This window comes from Oligella sp. HMSC05A10 (assembly GCF_001808335.1).
In the GTDB taxonomy this organism is placed as follows: Bacteria; Pseudomonadota; Gammaproteobacteria; order Burkholderiales; family Burkholderiaceae_B; genus Oligella; species Oligella urethralis.
Genome location: NZ_KV792937.1, coordinates 86912 through 111574, shown reverse-complemented (window position 1 = coordinate 111574; position 24663 = coordinate 86912). Strand labels below are relative to the sequence as shown.

Below are 24663 nucleotides of genomic sequence, written 5' to 3'. Positions count from 1 at the left end.
AATCGCTGACATTCGCAGTAGAAACGTTATCAAGCACAGCTAGGCCTTATAATTGCTTTTTAGCTCTCAGAAAGATATGAATAACAACTCCTTAACACTGCCCCCACTCGACAACACCTTAACGTTGAGTGATTTTGATTACGAATTACCTGAAGACTTAATTGCACAATCACCTGCCGAGCAGCGTAATAAAAGCCGCTTGTTACGCGTGGATGCGCAGGGCCATTGTCATGACCATCAATTTACCGAGCTCATTGACTTTGTGAAACCCCATGATTTATTAGTATTTAATAACACCAAGGTAATTAAAGCGAGGCTTTTTGGTCACAAAAGCAGCGGTGGCAAGATTGAGATTTTAATTGAGCGCTTACTTGACGATCAGCGTGCCCTTGCCCATATTAAGGCCAGTAAAGCGCCCAAACTTGATAGCACACTGCATTTTGCGGATGATCAATTTAGCGCACAGGTCCTGGGCCGTGAGGATGCGCTCTACGAATTAGTGTTTTCTAAGCCATTACTACCATTGCTGGAGGAGTTCGGTGCCACTCCTTTACCACCTTATATTACGCACACCCCAGATGCAGAGGATGATGAACGCTATCAGACCGTCTATGCTAAAACCCCGGGAGCAGTGGCAGCCCCAACCGCTGGTCTCCACTTTGATAATGAGCTGTTGGAGCAGTTAAGACAAAAAGGCATTAACACCACCTTTGTCACCTTACATGTCGGTGCCGGCACCTTTCAACCGGTGAGAACCACAGCCATCAAGGACCATATCATGCATGCCGAATGGTATGAGGTTGGCCCCGAGGTCGTGACGGCGATTCAATCGGCGCGGGCAGCCGGTGGTCGGGTGATTGCCGTAGGAACCACGAGCGTGCGTGCTTTGGAATCGGCAGCGCAATTTGGTGGTACGATAGAAGCAATGCGTTGCCCGCTTGCGCACCAAGGAGATACCCGTTTATTTATTACCCCAGGGTATCAGTTTAAAGTGGTTGATGCCTTAATCACTAACTTCCATTTACCGCAGTCCACCCTCTTAATGCTCGTTGCTGCACTGATGGGATTGGACAGCATGAAAAAAACCTACCAGCACGCCATTCAGCAGCGCTATCGCTTCTTTAGTTATGGCGATGCCATGTTTATTGATTTTTGATCAACTCGTTTAAAATTCACGTATCAATGTCAGCTTTAGAATTTACCTTACTTAATACCCACGGCAAAGCCAGACGGGCCGCCATCAAACTAAACCACGGCACAGTGCAAACACCGATGTTTATGCCGGTCGGTACCTATGGCTCAGTTAAAGCCATGTTACCGCACGAGCTAGAGAGCATTGGCTCACAAGTGATTTTAGGAAATACCTTTCACCTCTGGTTACGTCCCGGTACCGAGGTGATTCAGAAGTTTGGGGGTCTGCATGATTTTATGCAGTGGAAAAAGCCAATTTTGACAGACTCCGGCGGCTTTCAGGTTTTTAGCTTAAGTAATTTACGCAGCAAATTACACGAGGAAGGAGTGAAGTTTTCCTCGCCCTTAAACGGCGAAAAGCTTTTTCTCTCACCTGAAGAGTCCATGCGCATTCAAACTGCGCTAAATTCCGATATCGCCATGGTATTGGATGAGTGCACCCCTTATTTAATTGATGGCCGCCCGGCCACCCATGAGGAAGCGGCACGTTCAATGCGCCTTTCCTTGCGTTGGGCCAAGCGTTCGAAAAACGCATTTAATGAACTGGCAAATTCCAACGCCCTCTTTGGCATTGTACAAGGCGGTATGTTTGAGGACTTACGCAAGGAATCCTTGGACGGTTTGGTTGATATTGGCTTTCATGGCTATGCCATTGGCGGTTTATCGGTAGGTGAGCCCAAGGAAGATATGCAGCGTGTATTACAACACGTTGCCCACCAACTACCAGACAATGCACCACGCTATCTGATGGGTGTGGGCACACCGGAAGATTTAGTGTATGCCGTTAGCCAAGGGGTGGATATGTTCGACTGCGTGATGCCCACACGTAATGCGCGTAACGGTTGGCTCTTTACCCGTTTTGGTGATCTTAAAATCCGCAATGCACGCTACAAAGATGATACGCGCCCACTCGACCCGAGCTGCAGCTGTCATACCTGCAGTCATTTCTCACGGGCTTATTTACACCACCTCCACCGAGCCAATGAAATTACTGGTGCGCGCTTAAATACACTGCATAATTTACATTATTACCTGAACCTGATGCAGGAGATACGGGAGGCACTAGAACAGAACCGATTTGATCAATGGCAAGCGCAATTCCATAAAGATCGCGCAAAAGGTATTGAATAAGACAAGAAAAGGCTACAATGATCGGTTAAAATCTAGAGCCATTTTATTTTTAACAACCATTTAAAAATTTCTCAACTAAGGAAATTTGGAGAGTTTTATGAACTTAGTCGATTTACTAAGCGCCAGCCTAGCCCAACAAGAAAGTGCCGGCTTGATGGGCTTTTTACCCATTATTTTGATGTTTGTGGTGTTGTATTTCTTAATGATCCGCCCACAAATGAAGCGTCAAAAAGAGCACAAAAACATGGTTGACAATCTAACAGTCGGCACCGAAGTTGTGACTGCCGGTGGTTTGGTAGGTCGCATTAACCGCATCACAGATTCCGGTTACATCGCATTAGAAGTCGCAGACTTAGCTTCAAAGCCGGTTGAGATCATGGTGCAGCGTCAAGCAGTAACCGCCGTCTTACCTAAAGACACCATTAGAAGTTTATAATTTCTTTTGCTAATTTAGCCTTTACCCGCCCTTAAAAAGCGGGTAATTGCATTTCTCTCACGCACTCTAAAGACCTTCGGCATGAATCGTTACCCTCTATGGAAATACCTTATCGTTCTGGTGGCATTATTACTGGGCATACTGTATACCTTACCTAATTTTTTTGGCGAGTCGCCAGCAGTTCAAGTTACCAGCACCAATGTCACACGCAAAGTCGATGAAAACACCTTAAGACAAATTGAAAACTTACTAGCTCAGGAGCAAATACCCTACACTGGGGCCTATTATTCCATGAGTAATTCAATTGGTAATGTCCGTGTTCGCTTTGCCACGCCCGATCTTCAATTAAAAGCCAAGGACGTTATTGAAAAGGCCTTGATCCGCAATCCAGAAGAGCCAGAATACACCGTAGCGCTGAATCTTTTATCTGATTCTCCCGACTGGCTGACAGCGCTCAATGCACGCCCCATGTTCTTAGGTTTGGATTTGCGTGGTGGTGTACATTTCCTCTTACAAGTGGATATGGATGGGGCCTTGGAGTCGCGTTATGACACCCTCAGCAACGATGTACGTAATAACTTACGCACACGCGGTATTGATACTCAGCAAGTTAGCCGCGAAGGCTCTTCGATTCAGGCCCTCTTTGCTTCTGCCGCAGCGCGCGATCAAGCCTTAGGCCAATTGCGCACGATGATGCCTGAATTAAGCTTTAGTACATCGGATAGAGGCAGCCAGTATTTACTGATTGGCGAAATTAATGAAAGCGAAATTATCCGCATTCAAGAAACGGCGCTTAGACAAAATATCATCACTCTACACAATCGTATTAATGAGTTAGGGGTAGCTGAGCCGGTAATTCAACAACAGGGTAATGACCGTATTGTGGTGCAGCTACCGGGTATTCAGGATGTGGCGCGCGCCAAAGAGATTCTCGGTCGTACCGCCACGCTACAACTGCGTATGGTAGAGGATTCACCCACGGCGCTAGCAGCCATTGCCGCAGGCACGGTACCTTTTGGGATGGAGGCCTTTAAAGACACCGACGGTCAGACAATCTTACTCCGTCGTCAAGTGCTCTTAACCGGTGAAAACCTAAAAGACGCTACCGCCGGTCGTAATCCTCAATCTCAACAGCCGACAGTTAATTTAAGTTTGGATGATAATGGCGCCCGTATTTTCCGCGAAACGACACGCAACAATATTGGTAAGCGCATTGCCATTGTGCTGTTTGAAAATAACCGCGGACAGGTAGTCACAGCGCCTGTGATTCGTTCCGAAATCCCTAACGGTCAAGTCGAAATATCTGGCTCCATGAGTTTGACCGAAGCCGCTGACACCGCCCTACTACTACGTGCCGGTTCATTAGCAGCGCCCATGTCGATTATTGAAGAGCGTACCATTGGTCCAAGTTTAGGTGCCGAAAATATTGAAAAAGGTTTCAAATCGACACTTTGGGGCTTTGTGGCGATTGCTATTTTCATGATTATTTACTATCACCTATTTGGTCTTTTCTCGACCTTAGGGCTAGTATTTAACGTGGTTTTATTGCTCGCTTTATTATCACTACTACAAGCCACACTGACCCTCCCAGGGATTGCAGCAATTGCCCTAACCCTCGGTATGGCGATTGACGCTAACGTGCTGATTAATGAACGTATCCGCGAGGAGCTGCGTCACGGGGCCACACCGCAACAAGCCATTAATATTGGTTTTGACAGAGCTTGGGGTACGATTTTTGACTCCAACTTAACCTCTCTCATTGTGGGTATTGCGCTCTTGGCATTTAGTGGTCCAGGCCCGATCCGCGGCTTTGCTATCGTCCATTGTTTGGGGATCTTGACGTCAATGTTCTCCTCTGTGGTCGGTGTGCGTGCCTTGGTTAATCTCTGGTACGGCGGTCGTCGTGGTGTGAAAAAACTAGCTATCGGTACGGTTTGGCGTGATGACAATTACTTAAGCAACAAGCCACACAACAAATCCGCACAAGCTAGTGATAGCAAGCCAAACAAAGCTTAATTAAGCGCGCATAAAGGATGTATTAATTATGGAATTATTTCGTATCCGTCGAACCATCCCATTCATGAACTATTCTTTGGTTCTGAATTTGATCAGTTTGGTGATGTTCTTATTAGCCATCTTTTTTATTGCAACGCGTGGCTTTAATCTCTCCATTGAGTTTACCGGCGGTACCATTATGGAGGTAGCTTATGAGCAACCGGCTGATTTAGAAGAGGTTCGCTCTAAAATTGCCAGCTTAAATTATCGTGATTATCAGGTGCAAAACTTCGGTACCTCACGCGATGTGATGATCCGCTTACCCGTGGTTGAAGGCATTAGTAGCGCCGAGCAAAGCCAAGCCATCATGAATGTACTGCAACAATCGGATAATCCAGTGGAAATGCGTCGGGTTGAATTTGTCGGGCCACAAATCGGTGATGAGCTGTATATTAATGGTTTAAAGGCGTTTTTCTTTGTGGTGCTAGGTATTATGATTTATCTGGCTTTCCGCTTTGAATGGAAATTTGCCGTGGCCGGTATTTTTGCCAACCTGCATGACGTGGTGATCATTCTCGGTTTCTTTGCCTTTTTCCAATGGGAGTTCTCGCTACCTGTCTTAGCTGGGGTGCTCGCCGTATTGGGTTATTCGGTCAACGAATCGGTCGTGATTATGGACCGTATCCGTGAAAACTTCCGCAAGCAGCGCAAGGCTAGTGTACGCGAGGTGATTAACAGCTCAATTACCCAGACCATTTCGCGTACCGTGATTACGCACGGTTCAACTCAAATGATGGTGTTAGCCATGTTGTTTTTCGGTGGCCCCAGCCTCCACTACTTTGCCTTGGCACTTACCATCGGTATTTGGTTCGGTATTTATTCCTCAATGATTGTAGCCTCCTCTATCGCCATGTGGTTAGGTGTAAAACGAGAGGATATGATCAAGGCACCTAAAGCTGATGAAAACACCACAGAATGGGTTGAGGGTTAATTAAAAGCCAACAAAAATGCCTTGAATTCATGTATTTAGACTAAATTTTTAGTAAAATTACTCGATCGTTAATCAAACTCACTAGTAGCGATGCTAGTGAGTTTTTATATTTACAGTTTTTATCTTTACCCCCGGGATGTAAACCCGTTACGGTGATTATCATGCAAGAAATTACGCTTAAACGCAGCGCCGCCGATGCGCCCAACCACAGTCCAAAAACCCTAGAAGAAGCAGCTCAAGCCGCCAAAGCCGCACTTGCCGCTGAACCTTTGCCCAGCGATGCCGCCTTAGATAAAATCGCTAAATTAAGTCAGGGTGACCGCCCTAAAAAGCTCTATATCAAAACCTTTGGCTGTCAGATGAATGAGTACGACTCTGACAAGATGGTTGATGTACTGCATGCAAAACAAGGCATGGAGTTAACGCAAAACCCCGAAGAAGCAGATGTGATTTTATTTAACACCTGCTCGATTCGTGAAAAGGCCCAAGAAAAGGTATTTTCCGATTTAGGTCGGGCGCGTCTACTAAAAGAAAAAAATCCTGATTTACTGATTGGCGTCGGTGGCTGTGTTGCCAGCCAAGAGGGTGCCACCATCATTCGTCGCGCACCTTATGTGGATGTGGTATTCGGTCCGCAGACCTTACACCGCCTACCCGATTTAATCGATATGCGTAAAAGCACCGGTAAATCACAGGTAGATATCAGCTTCCCAGAAATTGAAAAGTTCGATGCCCTACCACCGGCTAGGGTAGATGGTCCCTCTGCTTTTGTCTCCATTATGGAGGGTTGTAGTAAGTATTGTAGTTATTGCGTGGTGCCCTATACCCGTGGTGAGGAAATTTCACGCCCCTTTGAAGATATTCTAGTAGAGATCGCCGACTTGGCCGACCAAGGTGTGAAAGAGGTCAATCTCTTAGGACAGAATGTGAACGCCTATCGCGGTCCATTAGGTGACGGCGGTGAATTAGCCGATTTTGCCATGCTGTTAGAGTATGTGCATGAAATTCCAGGTATTGAGCGCATTCGCTACACTACCTCCCACCCTAAGGAAATGACCACGCGCTTAATTGAGGCACATGCTAAGCTGCCTAAATTAGTGCCCTTTTTACACCTACCGATTCAGACTGGTTCCGACCGTGTGTTAGCGGCGATGAAGCGTGGCTACACCACCTTGGAGTTTAAATCCGTGGCACGTCGTTTATACAAAGCACGTCCTGGCCTAACGCTCTCCTCTGACTTTATCGTTGGCTTCCCGGGTGAGACGGATGAGGATTTCGAAAACACCATGAAATTAATCGAAGAGTTAAATTTCGATACCTCTTTCTCCTTTATTTACTCTCGTCGTCCCGGCACCCCAGCGGCCGATCTGCCTGACGATACACCCTATGAGGTGAAATTACGTCGTTTGCAACGTCTACAGGCGCAGATTAATAAGCAAGCCAAAGCGATTAGCGAAGCGATGTTAGGTACGGTACAAAAGGTCTTGGTGGACGGTCGCTCACGGCGTGACAAAACAGAACTCACTGGTCGCACTGAAAACAATCGCATTGTGAATTTTGTCGGTTCCGAGCGCTTGATGGGTCAACTCGTTGATATTCGTATTACTGAGGTCTATACCAACTCCCTTCGAGGTGAGGTGGTGACCACGGAGACTGTAGCTTAATGAGCAACAAACGTAAACTACCCCAAGTCATTCATTTGGAAGGTGATAATACACAACTCGCTAATTTATGCGGTCCTTTGGATGAAAATCTTGAGCAGATTGCCCAAGCTTGGGGTGTACAAATCGGCCGTAATGGCGCCAGAATCACGGTAGATGGTGAACATGCCGAAGAAACCATCCAAGCGTTACTGCTTTTTCATCGCCGAGCCCGCCATCAGGCCTTAAGCATTGATGATATTCAATTAGGTATCGTGGAGCTCAAAGCACAGCAAGAGGAGCGCCTGCAAAAAAGTAGCCGCCCGGTGACACCGACTAAAACGTCATCGTCAACAGCGGCCGATCAATTAGCCTCGTATCGCACCATGGCGGCCCAAGCAAATGAAGACAACGGAGAAGTAACGACTAGCCCGCAGCACTTTAATTTACGAGTGCGGCGCAGCGACCTACGCCCCCGTACCCCTAGACAGCAGCAATACCTGGAACAAATTCTCAACCATGATGTGACCTTTGGGGTAGGACCAGCCGGTACCGGTAAAACATGGTTAGCGGTAGCTTGTGCCATTGACGCCCTTGAGCGAGATAATGTTCAGCGTATTATTCTGACACGCCCTGCGGTTGAGGCAGGTGAACGCTTGGGCTTTTTACCCGGTGACTTAGCTCAAAAAGTCGATCCCTACTTACGCCCACTGTATGATGCGCTCTACGACTTGCTTGGCTATGAAAAAGTCCAAAAATACTTTGAAAAGCAAATGATCGAAATTGCGCCCTTAGCCTATATGCGCGGTCGCACCCTGAATCATGCCTTTGTGATATTGGATGAAGCTCAAAACACCACGACTGAGCAAATGAAGATGTTTTTAACCCGTCTCGGTTTCGGTAGTAAAGCGGTGATTACAGGGGATCCCTCACAGGTCGATTTAGCAAAAGGTCAATTTAGTGGCCTAACCCATGCACTCAATGTGTTAAACGAGGTGGATAGCATTAAGCGTACCTTTTTCACTAGCAAAGATGTGGTTAGACATCCCTTGGTTGCGCGTATTATTGAGGCCTATGAAAAGGCTGAAAACGCTGGGCATTAATGCATTAATGATTAATGACAATGACAAATCAGATCGCAAACCATCAACCAAGCTTTGCCGCAAAGCAACTGAGTTTTAACCTACAAAACGCTAGCGCTAGCTTTGTCCTGCAGGATGACTTAAGCGCAGAAGCCCTAGAGCAAGTGGTGTTAAGTACGATCCAAACCGTGCAGTCGCTATACCACAGTGAGTTTGAGCAAGCTGAAATTAACTTACGCATTGTCGATCTGGAGGAAGCACGGCAATTAAATCATCAGTATCGCCACAAAGACTACGCAACCAATGTCCTAACCTTTGAGTATGGCGTGGATAGCGCGCATACCTTGAGCGCTGATATTGTGATTTGCGCTGCGGTAGTGGCACAGGAAGCGCTGGCACAGGGCAAAAGCCTAAGCCATCACTTTACGCACTTGTTGGTACACGGTACCCTGCATGCGCTGGGCTTTGACCATATAGAAGAAACTGAGGCTGAGGAGATGGAGGGTTTAGAAATCGAGATTCTCGCTGGCTTTACGATTAAAAATCCTTATTTATAGTCTTTACTCTGATATTTCATATAAAGTGGGTAAAATATAGACTATTCTCAACTTTTCAACAACGACGTCAGAGATGTCAACAGAATCTTTACCACCCTCGCCTACCGATGATGACAATAGGTCATCCTCCCTTAAGGGGATACTTAAGCGTATCTCACCTTTAAGACGCTTTTCTAATTATCTAGGCAAAGCCGAACCTGAAGATCGTCAGGATTTACGTGAAGTACTTCAAACAGCGCATGCACGCGATATTTTGGACGATGAGTCGTACAGCATTATCGCAGGTACCATGTCATTTGCCGATAAGACCTGCGATGATATTCAGATCTCACGTTCCAAGATGGACCTGATCAATATCGACTGGTCTATCCAAGAAATCATTGACTTTGTGATTGATACGGCGCATTCCCGCTTCCCGGTATATGAGGGTGAGCGGGATAATATTATCGGGCTTTTATTAGCCAAAGATTTACTGCGAATCATTATTCAACCAGAGCTTGATATTAAGCAGCTGCTGCGACCAGCGCATTTTGTACCTGAGTCTAAGCGTTTAAATCAGCTACTCAAGGAGTTTAAAGAGACCCGTAGTCATTTGGCTCTCGTCATTGATGAGTACGGCAGTATCACTGGTTTAGTCACGATGGAGGATATTCTAGAGGAGATTGTGGGCGATATTGAGGATGAGTACGATGAAGAAAGTGAGCAGACGATTTTCCCAGAATCAGATGTCGCCTGGCGCATTATGGCGCTCACACCCATTGAGGATTTTAATAAAATCGTCGGTGCTCATATCCCCGAAGATGAGCATGACACCATTGGTGGTTGGTTAGCTTCCGAGCTTGACCATATTCCCAAACGCGGCGACAGCTTTAATTTCGAGGACCTAAGGTTTTACGTCTTACGTGCCGATGAAAAGCGTGCCCAATGGATCCATGTACGCCGTAGCCCGGTCGTTGCAGAAGTAGCAAAAGACGACGGCGATAAATAGTAGCCAATCAATGACCCAAATGATTCACTGCTTCGTTGCTGTCGCCTTAGGTCTGATTCATTCCCTAAGTTTTTATCAAGGTGCCATCCCCGCCTGGCTACACGCACCCATACAGATGCTGAGTTTTGGTGCCTTATTTTATTTGGTGCTAAGTGCTAACTCACGCAACAAGGCATTTATCACTGCCTATTTATTTGGCATCAGCAGTTTTTGCTCTAGCCTCTACTGGCTCTATATCAGTATGCATGTGTACGGCTATATGCCGTCACTACTTGCGGCTTTAGCCGTATTGCTGTTCAGCTTGTACCTAGCACTGTACTACGGCTTAGCGGCACTCACTAGCAGCTGGCTGATGGCCTTATTTAGACAAGATAATTACACAGCAGAGGATATTAACGCTGGCGCAAGTACCGGTAGACTCGCTTCTCAAGCATATAGTTACTGGTTAACGCCTTTAATCTGGGCGGCGGCCATTACCCTCGCTGAGCTAGCTCGGGGCTATATTTTTACTGGTTTCCCATGGAATGCTATCGCTTATAGCTATGTCGATACGGTATATAGCGCATGGGCGCCGATAGGCGGGATGTACAGCATCGTCTTTGTCGTGAGTCTCAGTAGTGCCTTATTAACACAAATTATCTACTACCGAGCCTACACGCTTAAGCTACGTTCAGCACTACAGTTTATAGCCCTTTTTTTAATAAGCTGGGGGCTTAGCATGATTCAATGGTGGCAGCCTCATGGCGATGCCATCTCGGTACGTTTAATTCAAAGCAATACCCCCATGGATCAAAAATTCGATCCACAGCGCGGTTTAGAGCACTTATATGAGCAGTTCTTATTAGCTCAATTACCTGCTTCCGATCCCGCCAGACCACCAGCAGTAACTATTTTTCCTGAAACCAGCATCCCTGTGTTTCAACATCAGCTTGACAGTCAGATCTGGGCCGATATTATCGGTATGAGTAGCAAAAGTAATAGCACCTTTTTAATCGGCACCCCACTTTATCTGCCCGACGGGGGTGATAAGTTTCGCGTCACTAATAGCGTGATTGCGGTGGATTCTTTCACCGAGCTTCATGAAATTTTCAGCGGTCAGGGATTGAGCATCTACAATAAACGCCATTTAGTACCCTTTGGTGAGTATGTACCTTTTGGTTTTAAATGGTTTGTTAATTTAATGCAAATTCCACTGGGTGATTTTGATGCCGGCCTAGAAAATCAGCCATTAATGGCGATTGAGGACCAATATTTTTCACCGAATATTTGCTATGAGGATTTATTTGGTGAAGAGCTATTAAATCAATTATTTGCCCATGCCGATTCCGCACAGGGCGCCACGATTTTATTTAATATCAGTAATCTCGCCTGGTTCGGTAATACCATCGCCCTAGGTCAACACTTACAGATATCGCGTATGCGCGCTCTGGAAACGGCTCGACCGATGATTCGTGCCACCAATACAGGTTCGACTGCAGCGATTGATGCTGATGGCAAGGTACATGCCATCCTCCCGACAGCACAGGCGGGCTTTCTTGATGTTTATGTGCAAGGTACACAAGGGCTAAGCTACTACGCTTATGTGGGTAATTTGCCCATCTTAATTGTGTCTTTGTTGATCCTAGGGTTGAGCTGGTTTCGTCGGCCGGGTCCGGTTGAGGCGAGCAATTAAGCACAATGCTAGTCGTAAAAAACACACAACAACAATAAATTAATCACAAGGCATTGAAAAAGACTTGACACAAAGCAACTTATCTCCTATGATTATATTCTTTATGCAGCAGTCAGTGTGATTGCACTCTATTAGGGGGTATAGCTCAGCTGGGAGAGCGCTTGCATGGCATGCAAGAGGTCAGCGGTTCGATCCCGCTTACCTCCACCAAATAGGCATAAATTTTGTCCGGTCCCCATCGTCTAGAGGCCTAGGACATCGCCCTTTCACGGCGGCAACCGGGGTTCGAATCCCCGTGGGGACGCCAAGCTTTTAAGCTTTATTTTGACTGATTAGAGTTTAAAAGCTTGGCAATTGTTAAAGCATATATGCCACTGCGGAGTGGTAGTTCAGTTGGTTAGAATACCGGCCTGTCACGCCGGGGGTCGCGGGTTCGAGTCCCGTCCACTCCGCCAGAGTTTTCAGCGATTGATTTCGAGCAGTTTTTCTTGCTTAAATTTGAATTCATCGCTATACTTAATTTTTTAAGTCCTTGTCCCCATCGTCTAGAGGCCTAGGACATCGCCCTTTCACGGCGGCAACCGGGGTTCGAATCCCCGTGGGGACGCCAAGCTTTTAGATTTTATTTGATTAGAGTTTAAAAGCTTGGCAATCGACTTAAAATTTGATCGCTTATGAGGAGTGGTAGTTCAGTTGGTTAGAATACCGGCCTGTCACGCCGGGGGTCGCGGGTTCGAGTCCCGTCCACTCCGCCAAAGATATCCAGAAGCCCTTGTCACTTGACAAGGGCTTTTTGTTTGTTAAACGCTAGCGCTTCTTTATCACCATCAACTTCGACTATTGCATCACGATTTGCATATAAGCAAACGATCTCATTTTTTACTATTAAACTATCAATTTCTTATGGTATAACTACCAATACTAGGCAAAGTAAAAAAAAGCTACATTGCTATATTAAATTTTTCTTGGAGGATAATTCATGCATAAGAAATTATTAGTGGCAGCGCTATCCGCTGCCCTATTCGTTCCTTTAGCAGCGCAATCCAAAACATTGCGTTGGGCCAGTCAGGGAGATATTCTTACCCTCGACCCCCATGCTCAAAATGAAGGCTTAAATATTGCCGCCAGTAGTTATGTCTATGAGACCCTAGTAGCTTATGACAAGGACTTCCAGATCACGCCAACCTTGGCCACTGAGTGGGAGACACCGTCAGATACACTTTGGCGTTTTAAGCTGCGTGAGGGCGTCAAGTTTCACGACGGTAGTGATTTTACAGCCGAGGATGCTGCCTTCTCCATCAAGCGAGCCATGGCACCCACCTCCAACTTTAAAGCCTATGTTAACGGCATCAAAGATGCCCGTGCCACTGACTCACATACCTTAGAAATTGAGTTGGACGGCCCTAACCCAGTGCTTTTACGTCAATTAACCAATGTCTTTATTATGAGTAAAGCGTGGGCTGAGGCCAACAACACCACCTCACCACAAGACTTCACTAAAAAGGAGGAAACCTACTCAGCGCGTAATGCCATGGGTACCGGTCCTTATAAACTTAGCTCGCGTGAAGTAGATATCCGCACCGAGTTTAGCGAAAATGAAAACTGGTGGAACAAAGACAATAAAGTGGGCAACGTGACCCATATTGTTTATACACCAATTGCTCAAAATGCCACCCGTACAGCGGCGCTTCTATCCGGTGAAATTGATTTTGTGCTCGATCCCCCAGCGCAGGATTTAGAGCGTATTAAGCGTCAAGCTAAAGTGGTCGAGGGCAATGAATATCGTACGATCTATATCGGCCTTGATCAAAAAAGTGATGAGTTAAAATACAGTACGCTTAAAGGCAAAAATCCCTTTGCCGATGTACGTGTGCGCGAAGCGCTTTATTTAGCGATTGATGCTGAAGCGATTAAAAAGTCGGTGATGCGTGGTTCCTCTGCCCCTACCGGCACCATGGTTGCACCACAGGTTAATGGTTGGAGCGAGGATTTAGCCAAGCGCCCTAAACCTGATTTAGAAAAAGCCAAGGCCTTAATCGCCGAGGCTGGTTATCAAGCAAATGAAATCAACTTTACCCTAGATTGTCCTAATAATCGCTACATTAACGATGAGGCGATTTGTCAGGCGATTGTGGCGATGTGGGCTCGTATTGGCGTGAAGGCCAATTTGAACTCCATGCCACGTGCGACCTACTTCCCTAAAGTACAGTCTTACGATACCAGTGCTTATTTATTCGGTTGGGGTGTACCTACCTTTGATGCGCTGTATACCCTACAAAGCTTATTCCATAGCAAGGGTGAGGGTGCTGACGGTTCCTTTAACTTCGGCAATTATGAAAATGCCGAGGTGGATAAGTTGATTGACCTTATCAAGGTTGAAACCGATGAAGCCAAGCGTAATGACGCCATTCATCAAGTGTTAAAAATTCATGCCGAGGAATTTGGTCATCTACCAATTCATGACCAAGTTATCCCTTGGGCCATGGCTAAAAATGTCGACGTTATTCACCGCGCTGATAACCGTTTAACCGCTGAGTGGGTGGTTATTAACGACTAATCCAGTCAACTCACTGTCAACCCATTGTGCAAGCCTTAAAGCCTTAGCTGCGTGCTAGCTTTAGGGCTTGCCCACACGCTACAACTTATGCTTGTCTTTCTTATACGACGCCTCTTTCAGGCAGTGCTAGTAATGTTAGTGGTCACATTACTGGCCTTTGTGCTTTTCCGTTATGTAGGTGACCCGGTCACCATTATGCTAGGCCAAGACGCCACTGAGCTCGACCGCCAAGCCCTACGACAAAGTCTGGGATTAGATCAATCCTCCATCATACAATTTTGGAACTTTTTATCAAATGCCGCACAAGGTGAATTTGGCTTGTCCCTACGTCAAGGCCAAAGCGTTGCTGAATTAATTAAAGACCGCCTACCGGCAACGGTTGAACTCTCTGTGATTGCTGCGATCCTAGCCCTTTTTATCGGTTTACCTTTAGGCGTTTATACCGCATTAAAACGTAATTCCTGGCTGTCTCAAGCCATTTTGTCTTTTTCCCTCTTAGGCATTTCCTTACCGACTTTTTTGATCGGTATTTTATTAATTTTGGTTTTTTCTGTGCACCTAGGTTGGCTACCAAGCTATGGTCGTGGCGAGGTATTAAAGCTAGGCTGGTGGAGCACCGGCTTATTTAATTGGGATGGTATTAAGCATTTAATACTACCCTCAACTACCCTCTGCTTATTTCAGCTCACCTTAATTTTGCGTTTGGTGCGCTCTGAAATGCTCGAAGTATTGCGTAGCGACTATATTAAATTTGCCCGTGCCAGAGGCCTAACACAACGAGCGATTCATTTCGGGCATGCCTTAAAAAACACCATGGTACCTGTGATTACCATTACCGGCTTACAACTAGGTGGGATCATTGCCTTTGCCATTGTCACAGAAACTGTGTTCCAATGGCCTGGTATGGGGCTACTCTTTATGCAAGCAGTGCAATTTGCCGATGTCCCGGTGATGGCTGCTTATTTATGTTTGATCGCATTGGTCTTTGTGGTGATCAATCTCATTGTTGATTTACTTTACTTTGTGGTTGATCCGCGCCTACGCGTTAACCTCAACCGCGCAGGAGCATAATCATGAGTGCCCTAAAACGATTTTGGGATAGCGACTTAGCTTGGTCTTGGCGTCATACCCCTACCGCTATTTTCGGTGCGCTTGTCACTTTCGTGTTGTTTGTAGGTGCCTTTGGTGCCCCGTGGTTAGCGCCACACAACCCCTTTGACTTAGCTGCCATTGATTTATTTGATGCCCTACTGCCACCGGCTTGGGAAGCCGACGGCAAATTGACGTATCTACTGGGCACTGACAGTCAAGGACGTGATTTATTTTCTTCTCTACTGTACGGCACCCGTATTTCCCTCTTGATTGGCTTTGCCTCGGTTATCCTGGCGATGGTTATCGGGATTTTGCTGGGGCTGATTGCCGGTTATGCCGGTGGTCGCGTGGAGTCCTTTATTATGCGCGTGGCCGATGTACAGCTATCATTTCCGGCCATTTTAATTGCCCTCTTAATTGATGGTGTAGCTCGCAGCGTGGTGCCACAGCATATGCTAGAGACGATTTCCTTTCCGGTATTGATCGGAGCCATTGCCCTTGCTGGTTGGCCGCAATATGCACGTACCGTACGTGGTTCCACCATTGTGGAAAAAAACAAAGAGTATGTGCAGGCAGCTAAGGTCATTGGCGTATCCCGACCGCGCATTATGTTGACCCATGTCCTACCGAATGTACTCGGACCGGTCTTAGTCTTAGCCACCGTGCACTTAGCGACAGCCATTATTACTGAAGCAACCCTGTCTTTCTTAGGGGTCGGTGTGCCACCAACTTCGCCCTCCTTGGGTACTTTAATTCGTATCGGTAATGACTTTCTTTTCTCCGGCGAATGGTGGATCACGATTTTCCCGGGGCTGATGCTGGTGCTTTTAGTTTTATCAGTTAACTTATTAGGTGATTGGTTGCGTGATGCGCTCAATCCAAAACTAAACTAGGTCTAACCACAATGAGCGCATTATTAGAAGTAAAAAACTTAGAAGTAGAATTTCCTACGCGACGCGGCACCTTACGTGCTTTGGACGATGTGTCATTTACCATTAATCGCGGCGAGGTCTTGGGCGTGGTAGGTGAATCGGGTGCAGGTAAATCCCTCACCGGCGCCTCCATCATCGGTTTATTAGATCCGCCAGGGCGTGTCAGTGGTGGCGAAATCTATCTTGATGGCCGTCGCATTGATCATCTGCCCCTGAAGGAGATGCGCAAGATCCGCGGTCGCGAGATCGGTGCCATTTTCCAAGATCCGCTAACCTCACTCAACCCTTTGTATACTGTGGGTCAGCAGCTGACGCAAACCATTCAAACGCATTTGGCCTTGACTCATAAGCAAGCCCAAGAGCGTGCCATTGAACTTTTGGAGTCCACCGGCATTCCAGCGGCGCGTGAACGTATTAATCACTACCCCCATCAATTCTCTGGCGGTATGCGACAACGCGTGGTCATTGCTTTAGCCTTGGCCGCTGATCCAAAATTAATTATTGCCGATGAACCTACCACGGCTTTAGATGTGTCCATTCAGGCGCAAATTATTGATTTACTCAAAAAGCTCTGTAAGGAAAATGGCACAGCGGTGATGCTTATCACCCATGATATGGGTGTGATTGCAGAAACTGCAGACCGTGTTGCGGTGATGTATGCGGGCCGTATTATCGAAATCGGTCCGGTGCAGGATGTGATCCAACATGCTTTACACCCATACACCCATGGCTTAATGCGCTCCATTCCTACGTTGGATCCGACGATTCATGAATTGGAGCAAATACCCGGTAGCATGCCGCGCTTAAACGCCATCCCGCGTGGCTGCGCATTTAATCCACGTTGTCGCGACGTCTTTGATAAGTGTTTAGCAGAGCGTCCCGATTTAATGCCACTTCAAGGGCGTGAAGTCGCCTGTTGGTTACATGAGGAGGCCAAGGCATGAGTGCAGCGCCATTAGTTGAAGTTAAACATATTGCCCGTTATTTTGATGTCTCGCCCCCTTTGCTTGAGCGTCTAATTTACCGTCGGCCTAAAGTCTTTTTACGTGCCGTAGATGATGTTAGCTTTAGCCTCAATCGAGGCGAAACCCTCGCCTTAGTGGGGGAGTCGGGCTGTGGTAAATCCACGGTAGCCCGTCTACTGACTGGACTCTATGGTCTAAGCAAAGGCAGCATTAAATTTGATGGTCAAGAGCTGTCCACCATGAATGAGCAGCAAATAAAAAAAATGCGTCGCCGGTTGCAAATGATTTTCCAAGATCCTTATGCCAGTCTTAATCCGCGCTGGCGTGTCGGCCGCATTATTGCCGAGCCTTTACGCACCCATAGTCATTTATCTAAGGCAGAGCAAGAACAACGAGCCGCAGAGCTGTTGGAGCAGGTTGGGCTAAGTGCCTCTGATATTAATCGCTATCCACATCAGTTCTCCGGCGGTCAACGACAGCGTATTTCCATTGCTCGTGCCTTAGCCTTAAGACCGGAATTTATTGTCTGTGATGAGCCCACCTCCGCCTTGGATGTGTCCGTGCAAGCGCAGGTATTGAATCTGATGAAGAAGCTACAACAGGACTTGGGGCTGAGTTATTTATTTATCTCGCATAATCTAGCCGTAATTCACCATATGGCTGATCGTGTGGGCGTGATGTACTTGGGCAGAATTGTAGAAATTGCGCCGCGCGATGATTTATTTGCCAACCCACGCCATCCCTACACCAAAATGCTCTTAGGCGCTATTCCTGATATGACAGGTACGGGTAAACGACGGGTACAGGTCGCCGGTGAGGTACCTAATCCCTTAAACCCGCCCACAGGCTGTACCTTTCATCCGCGCTGCCCCTTAGCTAATACGCGTTGCAAAGAGGAAGTTCCACCTTTAAGCCAGTTTCAAGGGATAGAAATTGCCTGTCATGCGGTTGAGGAAGGCAGAGCATGATAAAGCGATAAGTTTACTATGCGCCCCCTCCTCAGCCAGCTCATTATTTGCTATAACTAATACATCACAGCATAATTTCAAGGAGTGATCATGGGTATTTTAGTTAACGGCACATGGCAAGTCGATCAGTTGATAAATAACAAAGAGGACGGCAAGTTCGTGCGCCCCGACTCGCCATTTAGAGACTGGATTACTGCCGATGGTAGTCCGGGCCCAGATGGTCAAAGGGCCTATCCTGCTGCAAAGGGGCGTTATCATCTCTATGTCAGCCTAGCCTGCCCTTGGGCCCATCGCACCTTGATCGTACGAGCACTTAAAGGCTTAGAGGATATGATTAGCCTATCTGTCGTACACTGGCATATGGGTGATCAAAGTTGGAGCTTTGAAGCGGGAGACGGCGTCATCGCCGATCCGGTCATCCATGCCGATTACCTGCATCAGATATACACTTTAGCCAAACCTGATATGACAGGTAAAGTCACGGTGCCGGTGCTATTTGATAAGCAAGCAAAGAAAATTGTTAATAACGAATCTGCTGATATTATCCGCATCTTAAATGAAGCGTTTAATGACTTAGGTGCCTTGCCTGGGGATTTTTATCCTCTGCCCTTACGCGGTGAAATCGACGAGATCAATGAGCGCATCTATCACACCCTCAACAACGGTGTGTATCAATGTGGCTTTGCAACCACCCAGGCAGCTTATGAAGAGGCTTTTGTACCTTTATTTGAGACCTTGGACTTTTTAAACGAAGAGCTAGAAACGCAGGAGTATTTAATTGCGAATCAGTTGACTGAGGCAGACATTCGACTGTTTACCACCCTAATCCGCTTTGACGCAGTCTATTTTAGCCACTTTAAATGCAATAAAAAACGGATTCAAGACTACCCCTATCTACATCGCTTTGTGGAGCGTATGATGCTGAATCCTAAAATTGCCAATACCGTGAATCTACACCATATTAAGCATCACTACTATGGTAGCCACAAGCAACTCAATCCGAGTGGGGTGGTGCCATTGGGACCCGAGCTTATTTACTAAAACTGGCGACCACACAGGTGAGATCGAGAGCCTGCTGTATGACATTATGTCGCCTTGACTTAATGTCATACAACGCTCTCAATATGTTTCTTTTGAGAGGAATATCAACCAAGTTTTACTAAATGCCTTATCATAACTAAAGCCTTAACCTCTCATCTCAATTGGCTTTATGAACGAATGGTTTTTTGAACATTGGCACAACCTACTACTCGCATCTTGGGTAGTTTATCTGGTGCTGTTAGTCTGCACCATTTTGTTGCAACAACGTAACCCCATCTCTTCCATTGCATGGATACTATCGCTTAGTTTTATCCCCTTTGCTGGCTTATTAATCTATCATTTTTTAGGCCCCCGAAAAATCGACAAACAAAGAATGAATCGTCAGCAAAAGCGATTATTTGTTAGGCGCCAACAAAAGCTCTGGGCTGATAAGTTTGAGTTTACAGCGGTAGACGATAAGTTTGCCCCCATCGTTAATCTAATACGCAAAACCGCCAATATGCCGCCCACTTACACCACCGATTATGAAATCTATTCCGGTGGTGAAGCCACTTATACCGCCATTTTCAAAGCCATTGATGAGGCTAAGGAATATGTGCTACTCGAATACTACATTTTCAGCCCCGATCAAACCGGCACCGCCCTACGCGATTTACTGATAAAAAAACTGCAAGCTGGATTAAAAGTCTTTTTACTGGTTGATGGCATGGGCTCATTGCGCTTAAGTCGCCGCTTTATGAAGGAATTTGAGAGCTTGGGCGGCCATCTGAGCTACTTTCATCGTCTTGGCATCGGTGTCTCTTCCTCACTGATTAACTTCAGAAATCACCGTAAAATCTTGATTTGTGACGGCAAAATCGCTTTTTCAGGTGGCGTCAATATCTCTGATACGCAGGATTTACGCATTGACCCTGCGGCCTATCATGATGTGCATATGCGTTTTGAGGGACCAATTGTTGACTGGTTCCAAACCGTTTTTGTAGAGGATTGGTACTACGCCACTCGCGGCGATGAGAGGCTAATACACTTTCTTAAAGAAAAAAGTGATCTTCGCTTAAAAAAACAGACCGAAGAGGTGCAAATTATTAGCGATGAACTTAAAGTCCCTCCCCTGTCCATGCAATTAATCCCCTCGGGACCGGATAGTGACTTAGCACCTATTCTGCGCGTGATGGTTGAGGCAATGCACCAAGCACAAGAGCGCATTTATCTCACCACACCGTATTTAGTGCCTGATCAATCCGCACTCTTTGCACTTACTTCAGCCGCGCTTCGGGGTGTGGATGTCAAGGTCTTGGTACCCAAAAAAACTGATACCTATATTGTCGGTAAAGCGGCACAGTCTTGGTATCAGGATCTGATGCGCTGTGGCATTAAGGTATATACCTATATGCCTCGTATGCTGCATACCAAAACACTGATTGTGGATAATGATATTAGCTTTATCGGCAGTACGAATTTTGACTATCGAAGCTTTTATTTGAACTTTGAACTTTCTGTGGTTAGCTATGGTGAGAAAATAAATCGCAGTCTGTGTGAGGAGTTCTACCAAAGCTTAGCGCATTCTGAGCAGGTTGAGCCGGTCAAGCTACCCTTACACGAGCGCTTAATACAGGCCTCTGCCCGCTTGCTTTCCCCGATTCTTTAGCCTATCGACAATGCATAATCCATCAACCAAACCCCTCATCACCGAGGCTCAACAAGGGGTCGCTCTAGCGCTCAGTTGCTATATCGTCTGGGGCATCTTCCCACTCTACTGGGGAGTGATTGGCAGCTTTGGCCTGAGCGCCGATCAAATTCTCGCTCAGCGTATCGTCTGGTCCTCGCTCTTTGCCATTCTTTTAGTGTTGCTATGTCGACAAGTTAATACACTGCTAGGTGCGATCAGCCAAGGCAGAGTCTTGGTCCTCTTTGCCATGGCTTCCTTTATTTTGTCATTTAATTGGTTAGCCTATATCTACGGGGTATCAATTAATCGGGTACTAGATACTAGCTTAGGCTATTTTATGTCACCCCTAGTCAGCATATTTTTAGCCCGTGTCTTTCTCGGTGAGCGTATTAATGGTAGTCAATTAATCGCATTAATATTAGCTGCCTTAGGTGTATTGTGGCTTGCCATTTTAAGCGGTGATATTCCTTGGATCGCTTTAATACTCAGTAGTACCTGGGGTATTTATAGCCTCTTAAGAAAAAAAGCCAGTCTGCCTGTGGTACCTGGCTTTGCACTAGAGACCCTACTGATGCTACCCTTTGCTGGTGCCTATTTATGGTGGTTACAAGCTCAGGATGCGCTGGTATTCAGTGGCTTAGGGCCAGTGCAATTAGGCATTGTGATGACGACCGGGGTGGTCACAGGCCTGCCATTACTACTTTTTGCTGCTGCCGTTAAACGCAGCAGTTTAGGCACGATCAGTATGTTGCAATATATCTCGCCAACGATTCAGTTTTTAATTGGCATATTTATTTTGCACGAAGCCTTTGATCTTACTCGATTTTTCGGCTACCTTTTAGTGTGGTTAGCAGTGATTGTGTTTTGTGTCAGTTCCTACAAACAATACAGTGCCACTAAACAACACACTGCGCGCAAGGCAGCTTAATTAAATGCTTGAGGTTCATCATGTCAACATACGCACATCTACAAGAAACTAAAGTCAACAGCAAGGAAATTTACTCTGGTCAAATCATTCAGGTCTATGTGGATACCATCGCCTTAGCCAATGGTCAGCAAGCAAGCCGTGAGGTGGTGCGACATTGCCCCTGTGTGGCCGTATTGGCCGTAACAGATGAGGATAAAGTCGTACTGGTACGACAGTTTCGCTACCCTGCCAATAAGCCCTTATTAGAAGTACCGGCTGGCAAAATGGATGGTGCCGCAAGCGAGACGGCAATCCAAACCGCCGCCCGTGAACTAGCTGAAGAAACACCATATACCGCGCAACGACTTGAGCTCATTCATCAGTTTTACACGGCCCCAGGCTTTTGTGATGAGTATATGTACTTATACCGAGCCTACGGTTTAGAGATGAATAGTACGCTTAAACCGGACGAGGGTGAAGTGGTTGATACTGTGCTTTATAGCCGCGACGAGGTGCGCCAAGCTCTACGCAATCAAGAGATAGAAGATATCAAAACCATCGCTGCTTTACAGCATTGGCTATTAGAGAGTAAATAGGTTTGACATGTCTAACTCAACCATGGCGCAACGCCCGCTCAATCAGCCACTAGACCCTCTGGCCCAACGACGTGAAACACGGTTAGGCGTAGCTTATGCCTTAATCTGTTACTGTACCTGGGGACTTTTTCCCATCTATTGGTCGTTACTTTCGAATCAAGGTCTATCTGCTGCTCAATTGATGGGGCATCGGGTACTTTGGGCATCGGTTGTCGCCATGCTGCTGCTTTTTATCAGCCGTCAACAAAAGGTGCTACTTGAAGTCTTACAACAACCCAAGATGATGGCCTTTATCTTTTTAGCCTCGATGGCCTTAGGGCTTAACTGGTTATCGTATATCTACGCCGTCTCAATTAACCACGTGATTGAAGCAAGCTTGGGCTACTTTATGTCACCGCTGATGAGTATTGCTTTAGCAAGAGTATTTATCGGTGAACGCATTAATCGTGCACAAAGCTTTGCGGTCGTCCTTGCGCTAGCTGGCGTGCTGTGGCTAGCAGTATTAGCCGGACATATCCCGTGGATTGCCTTGATTATCAGTGGCTCATGGAGCCTTTATAGCCTCCTACGCAAGCAGGCGGTGCTCCCCATCATCCCAGGATTTGCGATTGAAACCCTGTTTTTACTCCCCTTTGCTGTAGGCTATTTAATGTATTTACATAGCCTTGGCGAGTACCGCTTTTTTGAGCTACCTACCCATATTATTTTATTGATTATCGGCACTGGCGTAATCACTGGCTACCCACTCCTGTTTTTTGCCGCCGCCGCTAAAAGAATCCGCCTCAATACCTTGGGTATATTGCTCTACATCAATCCAAGCATGCAGTTTTTGATTGGACTACTCGTGTTTAAAGAGCCCTTTGACAGCATGCGCTTTGTTGCCTATGTCTTGGTCTGGCTTGCGGTGATTATCTTTACCACCAGTAGCTATCAAAGCTATAAAAAAGCGACGGCGGCAGTGTCTCACTAAGGCGACAAACCTGCATTACCCTGCTCTACTGGACTGGAAATACTCATCAACTTACGTTCCGGGCGAGCCAATCGCTGACCACTGTGCGCAAAAACTACCCCAGCGGCAGGACTGCGCACCGTGGTTTTGGCAAGACTAATGGGATCAACAATATCCACAATGGCTTGACCCGCCTCAACCCAATCACCCGGCTGCACTAGATAAACCGCAATACCCGAGGTAGGCGCATCAATGTAGCAAAGACCGCCCAGTGGATGTGGTTCACGCGCCAAGGCCGGCAAAGCTTGATGACGCTCCTCCGGCAACTGCAAATACCCCTGCTGATTTAAGTACTGTATAAGCGCTTCCGCATCCTGAGCGGCCAACTCATGCGATAGCTGATACTCACCCCTGAACTCTACAGTACTGCCAATACAAGCCAACTCCAAAGGAACCGTAGGAAAATGGGCACGCAAACGGGGCCAAATCGAATACAGCACCTCATCAAAAGAATTACTCCCCGAATCCTCTGAGAGCAATTGACATTGACTACCCAAATAACGTGCTAAAGGCTCAAGTCGATGCCAAGACTCAGGACAGCCATACATATGCAACACCGCGTGATTATCACAGTGTAAGTCCAAGACAATATCCGCATCATAAGCCCAAGACAATAAGGTCTTATGCATCGAATCGGTCTCGGAAAAGACCTCAATCTCATCAATCACTCGCTTTAAATAGCGTCGTAATAATGCGGTATTATCAGCAGCTGTGTCAGACCACGCAATACCCTCACGCTCAATCAAGGCAATCAGCTTTTGATAAAGATTAAAATCAGGCGTCAAACGATTAAAATTTTGAGCACTGGCAAAATGGAAACGACCGATAGGCTGATAATTCAGCATCTGCCCCAAACCAATAGGATTACAAAAAGGCACCAATACAATACGTGCCTCTAAACGCCCCTCCTGCTCCAAGCGCAGTAGCAACTGGTGCAAATAATAGGCGACCAGTGAACCCGGTAGTTCATCACCATGCAAACTGGCTTGTAGATAAACTTTTTTGCCATTCTCAGGACCGAAATGCAAGGCAGTCAGCTGATAGTTCGTCCCAGGCGTGGAGCCAATTAAAGTCACCGTTTCTTTTTGCATAAAAACTCCAATCGAAGTGCATCTTCAGTAAGTTACACCGAATAATGGATAAAAATCAACTAGTAAATCCAGTATCATGAATCAACGCCGGCAAAAGCACGATATATGCTTAACTTCTTTTAAAATCTGCTAATTTTCAACTAAAACTAGTTG

The 24663-nt window shown here is 46.5% G+C and carries 21 protein-coding genes and 5 tRNA genes; 25 read left to right on the top strand and 1 reads right to left on the bottom strand.

Annotation, left to right across the window (positions count from 1 at the left end; all coding sequences use genetic code 11):
- The first annotated feature begins 76 nt into the window (after nucleotides 1-76).
- From queA to rarD (HMPREF3144_RS08225), 25 genes are all read left to right on the top strand, one after another.
- Complete coding sequence (gene queA / locus HMPREF3144_RS08345) at nucleotides 77-1156, top strand: tRNA preQ1(34) S-adenosylmethionine ribosyltransferase-isomerase QueA (protein WP_070469829.1); 1080 nt, start codon at nucleotides 77-79, stop codon at nucleotides 1154-1156.
- A 26-nt stretch (nucleotides 1157-1182) separates the two neighbouring features.
- Nucleotides 1183-2322 (top strand): tRNA guanosine(34) transglycosylase Tgt, encoded by a 1140-nt coding sequence (gene tgt / locus HMPREF3144_RS08340; RefSeq protein WP_070477396.1) that lies wholly within the window; start codon nucleotides 1183-1185, stop codon nucleotides 2320-2322.
- 97 nt (nucleotides 2323-2419) lie between these two features.
- Nucleotides 2420-2758, top strand: a complete 339-nt coding sequence (gene yajC / locus HMPREF3144_RS08335) for a preprotein translocase subunit YajC (protein WP_018026809.1) — start codon at nucleotides 2420-2422, stop codon at nucleotides 2756-2758.
- An 81-nt stretch (nucleotides 2759-2839) separates the two neighbouring features.
- Nucleotides 2840-4774: a protein translocase subunit SecD gene (gene secD, locus HMPREF3144_RS08330; protein WP_018026810.1), complete on the top strand. Its 1935-nt coding sequence runs from the start codon at nucleotides 2840-2842 to the stop codon at nucleotides 4772-4774.
- A gap of 28 nt (nucleotides 4775-4802) precedes the next feature.
- Nucleotides 4803-5744, top strand: coding sequence for a protein translocase subunit SecF (gene secF / locus HMPREF3144_RS08325; protein WP_036557482.1), 942 nt, complete (start codon nucleotides 4803-4805; stop codon nucleotides 5742-5744).
- Between the two features lie 161 nt (nucleotides 5745-5905).
- Nucleotides 5906-7408, top strand: a complete 1503-nt coding sequence (miaB, locus tag HMPREF3144_RS08320) for a tRNA (N6-isopentenyl adenosine(37)-C2)-methylthiotransferase MiaB (RefSeq protein ID WP_070477393.1) — start codon at nucleotides 5906-5908, stop codon at nucleotides 7406-7408.
- Nucleotides 7408-8487: a PhoH family protein gene (locus tag HMPREF3144_RS08315; protein ID WP_070477391.1), complete on the top strand. Its 1080-nt coding sequence runs from the start codon at nucleotides 7408-7410 to the stop codon at nucleotides 8485-8487. Before miaB ends, HMPREF3144_RS08315 begins: the two co-directional genes overlap by 1 nt.
- A gap of 20 nt (nucleotides 8488-8507) precedes the next feature.
- Nucleotides 8508-9023: an rRNA maturation RNase YbeY gene (gene ybeY / locus HMPREF3144_RS08310; protein ID WP_070477486.1), complete on the top strand. Its 516-nt coding sequence runs from the start codon at nucleotides 8508-8510 to the stop codon at nucleotides 9021-9023.
- Nucleotides 9024-9096: 73 nt separating this feature from the next.
- The gene (locus tag HMPREF3144_RS08305; protein ID WP_070477386.1) at nucleotides 9097-10011 is read left to right on the top strand and encodes an HlyC/CorC family transporter; all 915 of its coding nucleotides are present in this window, start codon (nucleotides 9097-9099) and stop codon (nucleotides 10009-10011) included.
- Between the two features lie 10 nt (nucleotides 10012-10021).
- Nucleotides 10022-11683 (top strand): apolipoprotein N-acyltransferase, encoded by a 1662-nt coding sequence (lnt, locus tag HMPREF3144_RS08300; protein WP_070477385.1) that lies wholly within the window; start codon nucleotides 10022-10024, stop codon nucleotides 11681-11683.
- A gap of 134 nt (nucleotides 11684-11817) precedes the next feature.
- Nucleotides 11818-11893 (top strand) — tRNA-Ala (locus HMPREF3144_RS08295).
- Between the two features lie 21 nt (nucleotides 11894-11914).
- A tRNA-Glu gene (locus HMPREF3144_RS08290) sits at nucleotides 11915-11990 on the top strand.
- A gap of 71 nt (nucleotides 11991-12061) precedes the next feature.
- Nucleotides 12062-12138, top strand: a tRNA-Asp gene (locus HMPREF3144_RS08285).
- Nucleotides 12139-12217: 79 nt separating this feature from the next.
- Nucleotides 12218-12293, top strand: a tRNA-Glu gene (locus HMPREF3144_RS08280).
- A gap of 68 nt (nucleotides 12294-12361) precedes the next feature.
- Nucleotides 12362-12438, top strand: a tRNA-Asp gene (locus HMPREF3144_RS08275).
- A 224-nt stretch (nucleotides 12439-12662) separates the two neighbouring features.
- Nucleotides 12663-14240 carry an ABC transporter substrate-binding protein gene (locus tag HMPREF3144_RS08270; RefSeq protein ID WP_018026817.1) on the top strand — a complete coding sequence of 526 codons (1578 nt, stop codon included), beginning with the start codon at nucleotides 12663-12665 and terminating at the stop codon, nucleotides 14238-14240.
- Between the two features lie 87 nt (nucleotides 14241-14327).
- The gene (locus tag HMPREF3144_RS08265) at nucleotides 14328-15311 is read left to right on the top strand and encodes an ABC transporter permease (protein WP_070477383.1); all 984 of its coding nucleotides are present in this window, start codon (nucleotides 14328-14330) and stop codon (nucleotides 15309-15311) included.
- Entirely contained in the window at nucleotides 15311-16225 is a 915-nt protein-coding gene (locus HMPREF3144_RS08260; protein WP_026156881.1) for an ABC transporter permease, read from the top strand. The genes HMPREF3144_RS08265 and HMPREF3144_RS08260 overlap by 1 nt, the downstream gene beginning before the upstream one ends.
- Before the next feature lie 11 nt (nucleotides 16226-16236).
- Nucleotides 16237-17208, top strand: a complete 972-nt coding sequence (locus tag HMPREF3144_RS08255) for an ABC transporter ATP-binding protein (RefSeq protein ID WP_048767133.1) — start codon at nucleotides 16237-16239, stop codon at nucleotides 17206-17208.
- Nucleotides 17205-18197: an ABC transporter ATP-binding protein gene (locus tag HMPREF3144_RS08250; RefSeq protein ID WP_070477381.1), complete on the top strand. Its 993-nt coding sequence runs from the start codon at nucleotides 17205-17207 to the stop codon at nucleotides 18195-18197. The genes HMPREF3144_RS08255 and HMPREF3144_RS08250 overlap by 4 nt, the downstream gene beginning before the upstream one ends.
- A 90-nt stretch (nucleotides 18198-18287) precedes the next feature.
- Nucleotides 18288-19238, top strand: coding sequence for a glutathione S-transferase family protein (locus HMPREF3144_RS08245; protein ID WP_070477379.1), 951 nt, complete (start codon nucleotides 18288-18290; stop codon nucleotides 19236-19238).
- 169 nt (nucleotides 19239-19407) lie between these two features.
- Nucleotides 19408-20886, top strand: a complete 1479-nt coding sequence (gene cls / locus HMPREF3144_RS08240) for a cardiolipin synthase (RefSeq protein ID WP_070477377.1) — start codon at nucleotides 19408-19410, stop codon at nucleotides 20884-20886.
- Between the two features lie 10 nt (nucleotides 20887-20896).
- Entirely contained in the window at nucleotides 20897-21835 is a 939-nt protein-coding gene (gene rarD / locus HMPREF3144_RS08235) for an EamA family transporter RarD (RefSeq protein ID WP_070477375.1), read from the top strand.
- A 20-nt stretch (nucleotides 21836-21855) separates the two neighbouring features.
- Nucleotides 21856-22410, top strand: coding sequence for an NUDIX hydrolase (locus HMPREF3144_RS08230; RefSeq protein ID WP_048766682.1), 555 nt, complete (start codon nucleotides 21856-21858; stop codon nucleotides 22408-22410).
- Between the two features lie 7 nt (nucleotides 22411-22417).
- Nucleotides 22418-23380 carry an EamA family transporter RarD gene (rarD, locus tag HMPREF3144_RS08225; RefSeq protein ID WP_083290427.1) on the top strand — a complete coding sequence of 321 codons (963 nt, stop codon included), beginning with the start codon at nucleotides 22418-22420 and terminating at the stop codon, nucleotides 23378-23380.
- Here the strand turns inward: rarD (HMPREF3144_RS08225) and HMPREF3144_RS08220 are convergent.
- Nucleotides 23377-24510 carry a succinylglutamate desuccinylase/aspartoacylase family protein gene (locus HMPREF3144_RS08220; RefSeq protein WP_048766684.1) on the bottom strand — a complete coding sequence of 378 codons (1134 nt, stop codon included), beginning with the start codon at nucleotides 24508-24510 and terminating at the stop codon, nucleotides 23377-23379. The two genes, rarD (HMPREF3144_RS08225) and HMPREF3144_RS08220, sit on opposite strands and share 4 nt — an antisense overlap.
- Nucleotides 24511-24663 lie beyond the last annotated feature (153 nt).

Excerpts from the sequence above, each read along its gene's own strand:
- secD (WP_018026810.1), top strand. The coding sequence starts at position 2,840 with ATGAATCGTTACCCTCTATGGAAATACCTTATCGTTCTGGTGGCATTA.
- ybeY (WP_070477486.1), top strand. The coding sequence starts at position 8,508 with ATGACAAATCAGATCGCAAACCATCAACCAAGCTTTGCCGCAAAGCAA.
- HMPREF3144_RS08220 (WP_048766684.1), bottom strand. The coding sequence starts at position 24,510 with ATGCAAAAAGAAACGGTGACTTTAATTGGCTCCACGCCTGGGACGAAC.
- tgt (WP_070477396.1), top strand. The coding sequence starts at position 1,183 with ATGTCAGCTTTAGAATTTACCTTACTTAATACCCACGGCAAAGCCAGA.
- HMPREF3144_RS08245 (WP_070477379.1), top strand. The coding sequence starts at position 18,288 with ATGGGTATTTTAGTTAACGGCACATGGCAAGTCGATCAGTTGATAAAT.
- HMPREF3144_RS08250 (WP_070477381.1), top strand. The coding sequence starts at position 17,205 with ATGAGTGCAGCGCCATTAGTTGAAGTTAAACATATTGCCCGTTATTTT.
- rarD (WP_070477375.1), top strand. The coding sequence starts at position 20,897 with ATGCATAATCCATCAACCAAACCCCTCATCACCGAGGCTCAACAAGGG.
- rarD (WP_083290427.1), top strand. The coding sequence starts at position 22,418 with ATGTCTAACTCAACCATGGCGCAACGCCCGCTCAATCAGCCACTAGAC.
- secF (WP_036557482.1), top strand. The coding sequence starts at position 4,803 with ATGGAATTATTTCGTATCCGTCGAACCATCCCATTCATGAACTATTCT.
- HMPREF3144_RS08265 (WP_070477383.1), top strand. The coding sequence starts at position 14,328 with ATGCTTGTCTTTCTTATACGACGCCTCTTTCAGGCAGTGCTAGTAATG.
- HMPREF3144_RS08305 (WP_070477386.1), top strand. The coding sequence starts at position 9,097 with ATGTCAACAGAATCTTTACCACCCTCGCCTACCGATGATGACAATAGG.
- HMPREF3144_RS08255 (WP_048767133.1), top strand. The coding sequence starts at position 16,237 with ATGAGCGCATTATTAGAAGTAAAAAACTTAGAAGTAGAATTTCCTACG.
- cls (WP_070477377.1), top strand. The coding sequence starts at position 19,408 with ATGAACGAATGGTTTTTTGAACATTGGCACAACCTACTACTCGCATCT.
- yajC (WP_018026809.1), top strand. The coding sequence starts at position 2,420 with ATGAACTTAGTCGATTTACTAAGCGCCAGCCTAGCCCAACAAGAAAGT.
- miaB (WP_070477393.1), top strand. The coding sequence starts at position 5,906 with ATGCAAGAAATTACGCTTAAACGCAGCGCCGCCGATGCGCCCAACCAC.
- HMPREF3144_RS08270 (WP_018026817.1), top strand. The coding sequence starts at position 12,663 with ATGCATAAGAAATTATTAGTGGCAGCGCTATCCGCTGCCCTATTCGTT.
- HMPREF3144_RS08230 (WP_048766682.1), top strand. The coding sequence starts at position 21,856 with ATGTCAACATACGCACATCTACAAGAAACTAAAGTCAACAGCAAGGAA.
- lnt (WP_070477385.1), top strand. The coding sequence starts at position 10,022 with ATGACCCAAATGATTCACTGCTTCGTTGCTGTCGCCTTAGGTCTGATT.
- HMPREF3144_RS08315 (WP_070477391.1), top strand. The coding sequence starts at position 7,408 with ATGAGCAACAAACGTAAACTACCCCAAGTCATTCATTTGGAAGGTGAT.
- queA (WP_070469829.1), top strand. The coding sequence starts at position 77 with ATGAATAACAACTCCTTAACACTGCCCCCACTCGACAACACCTTAACG.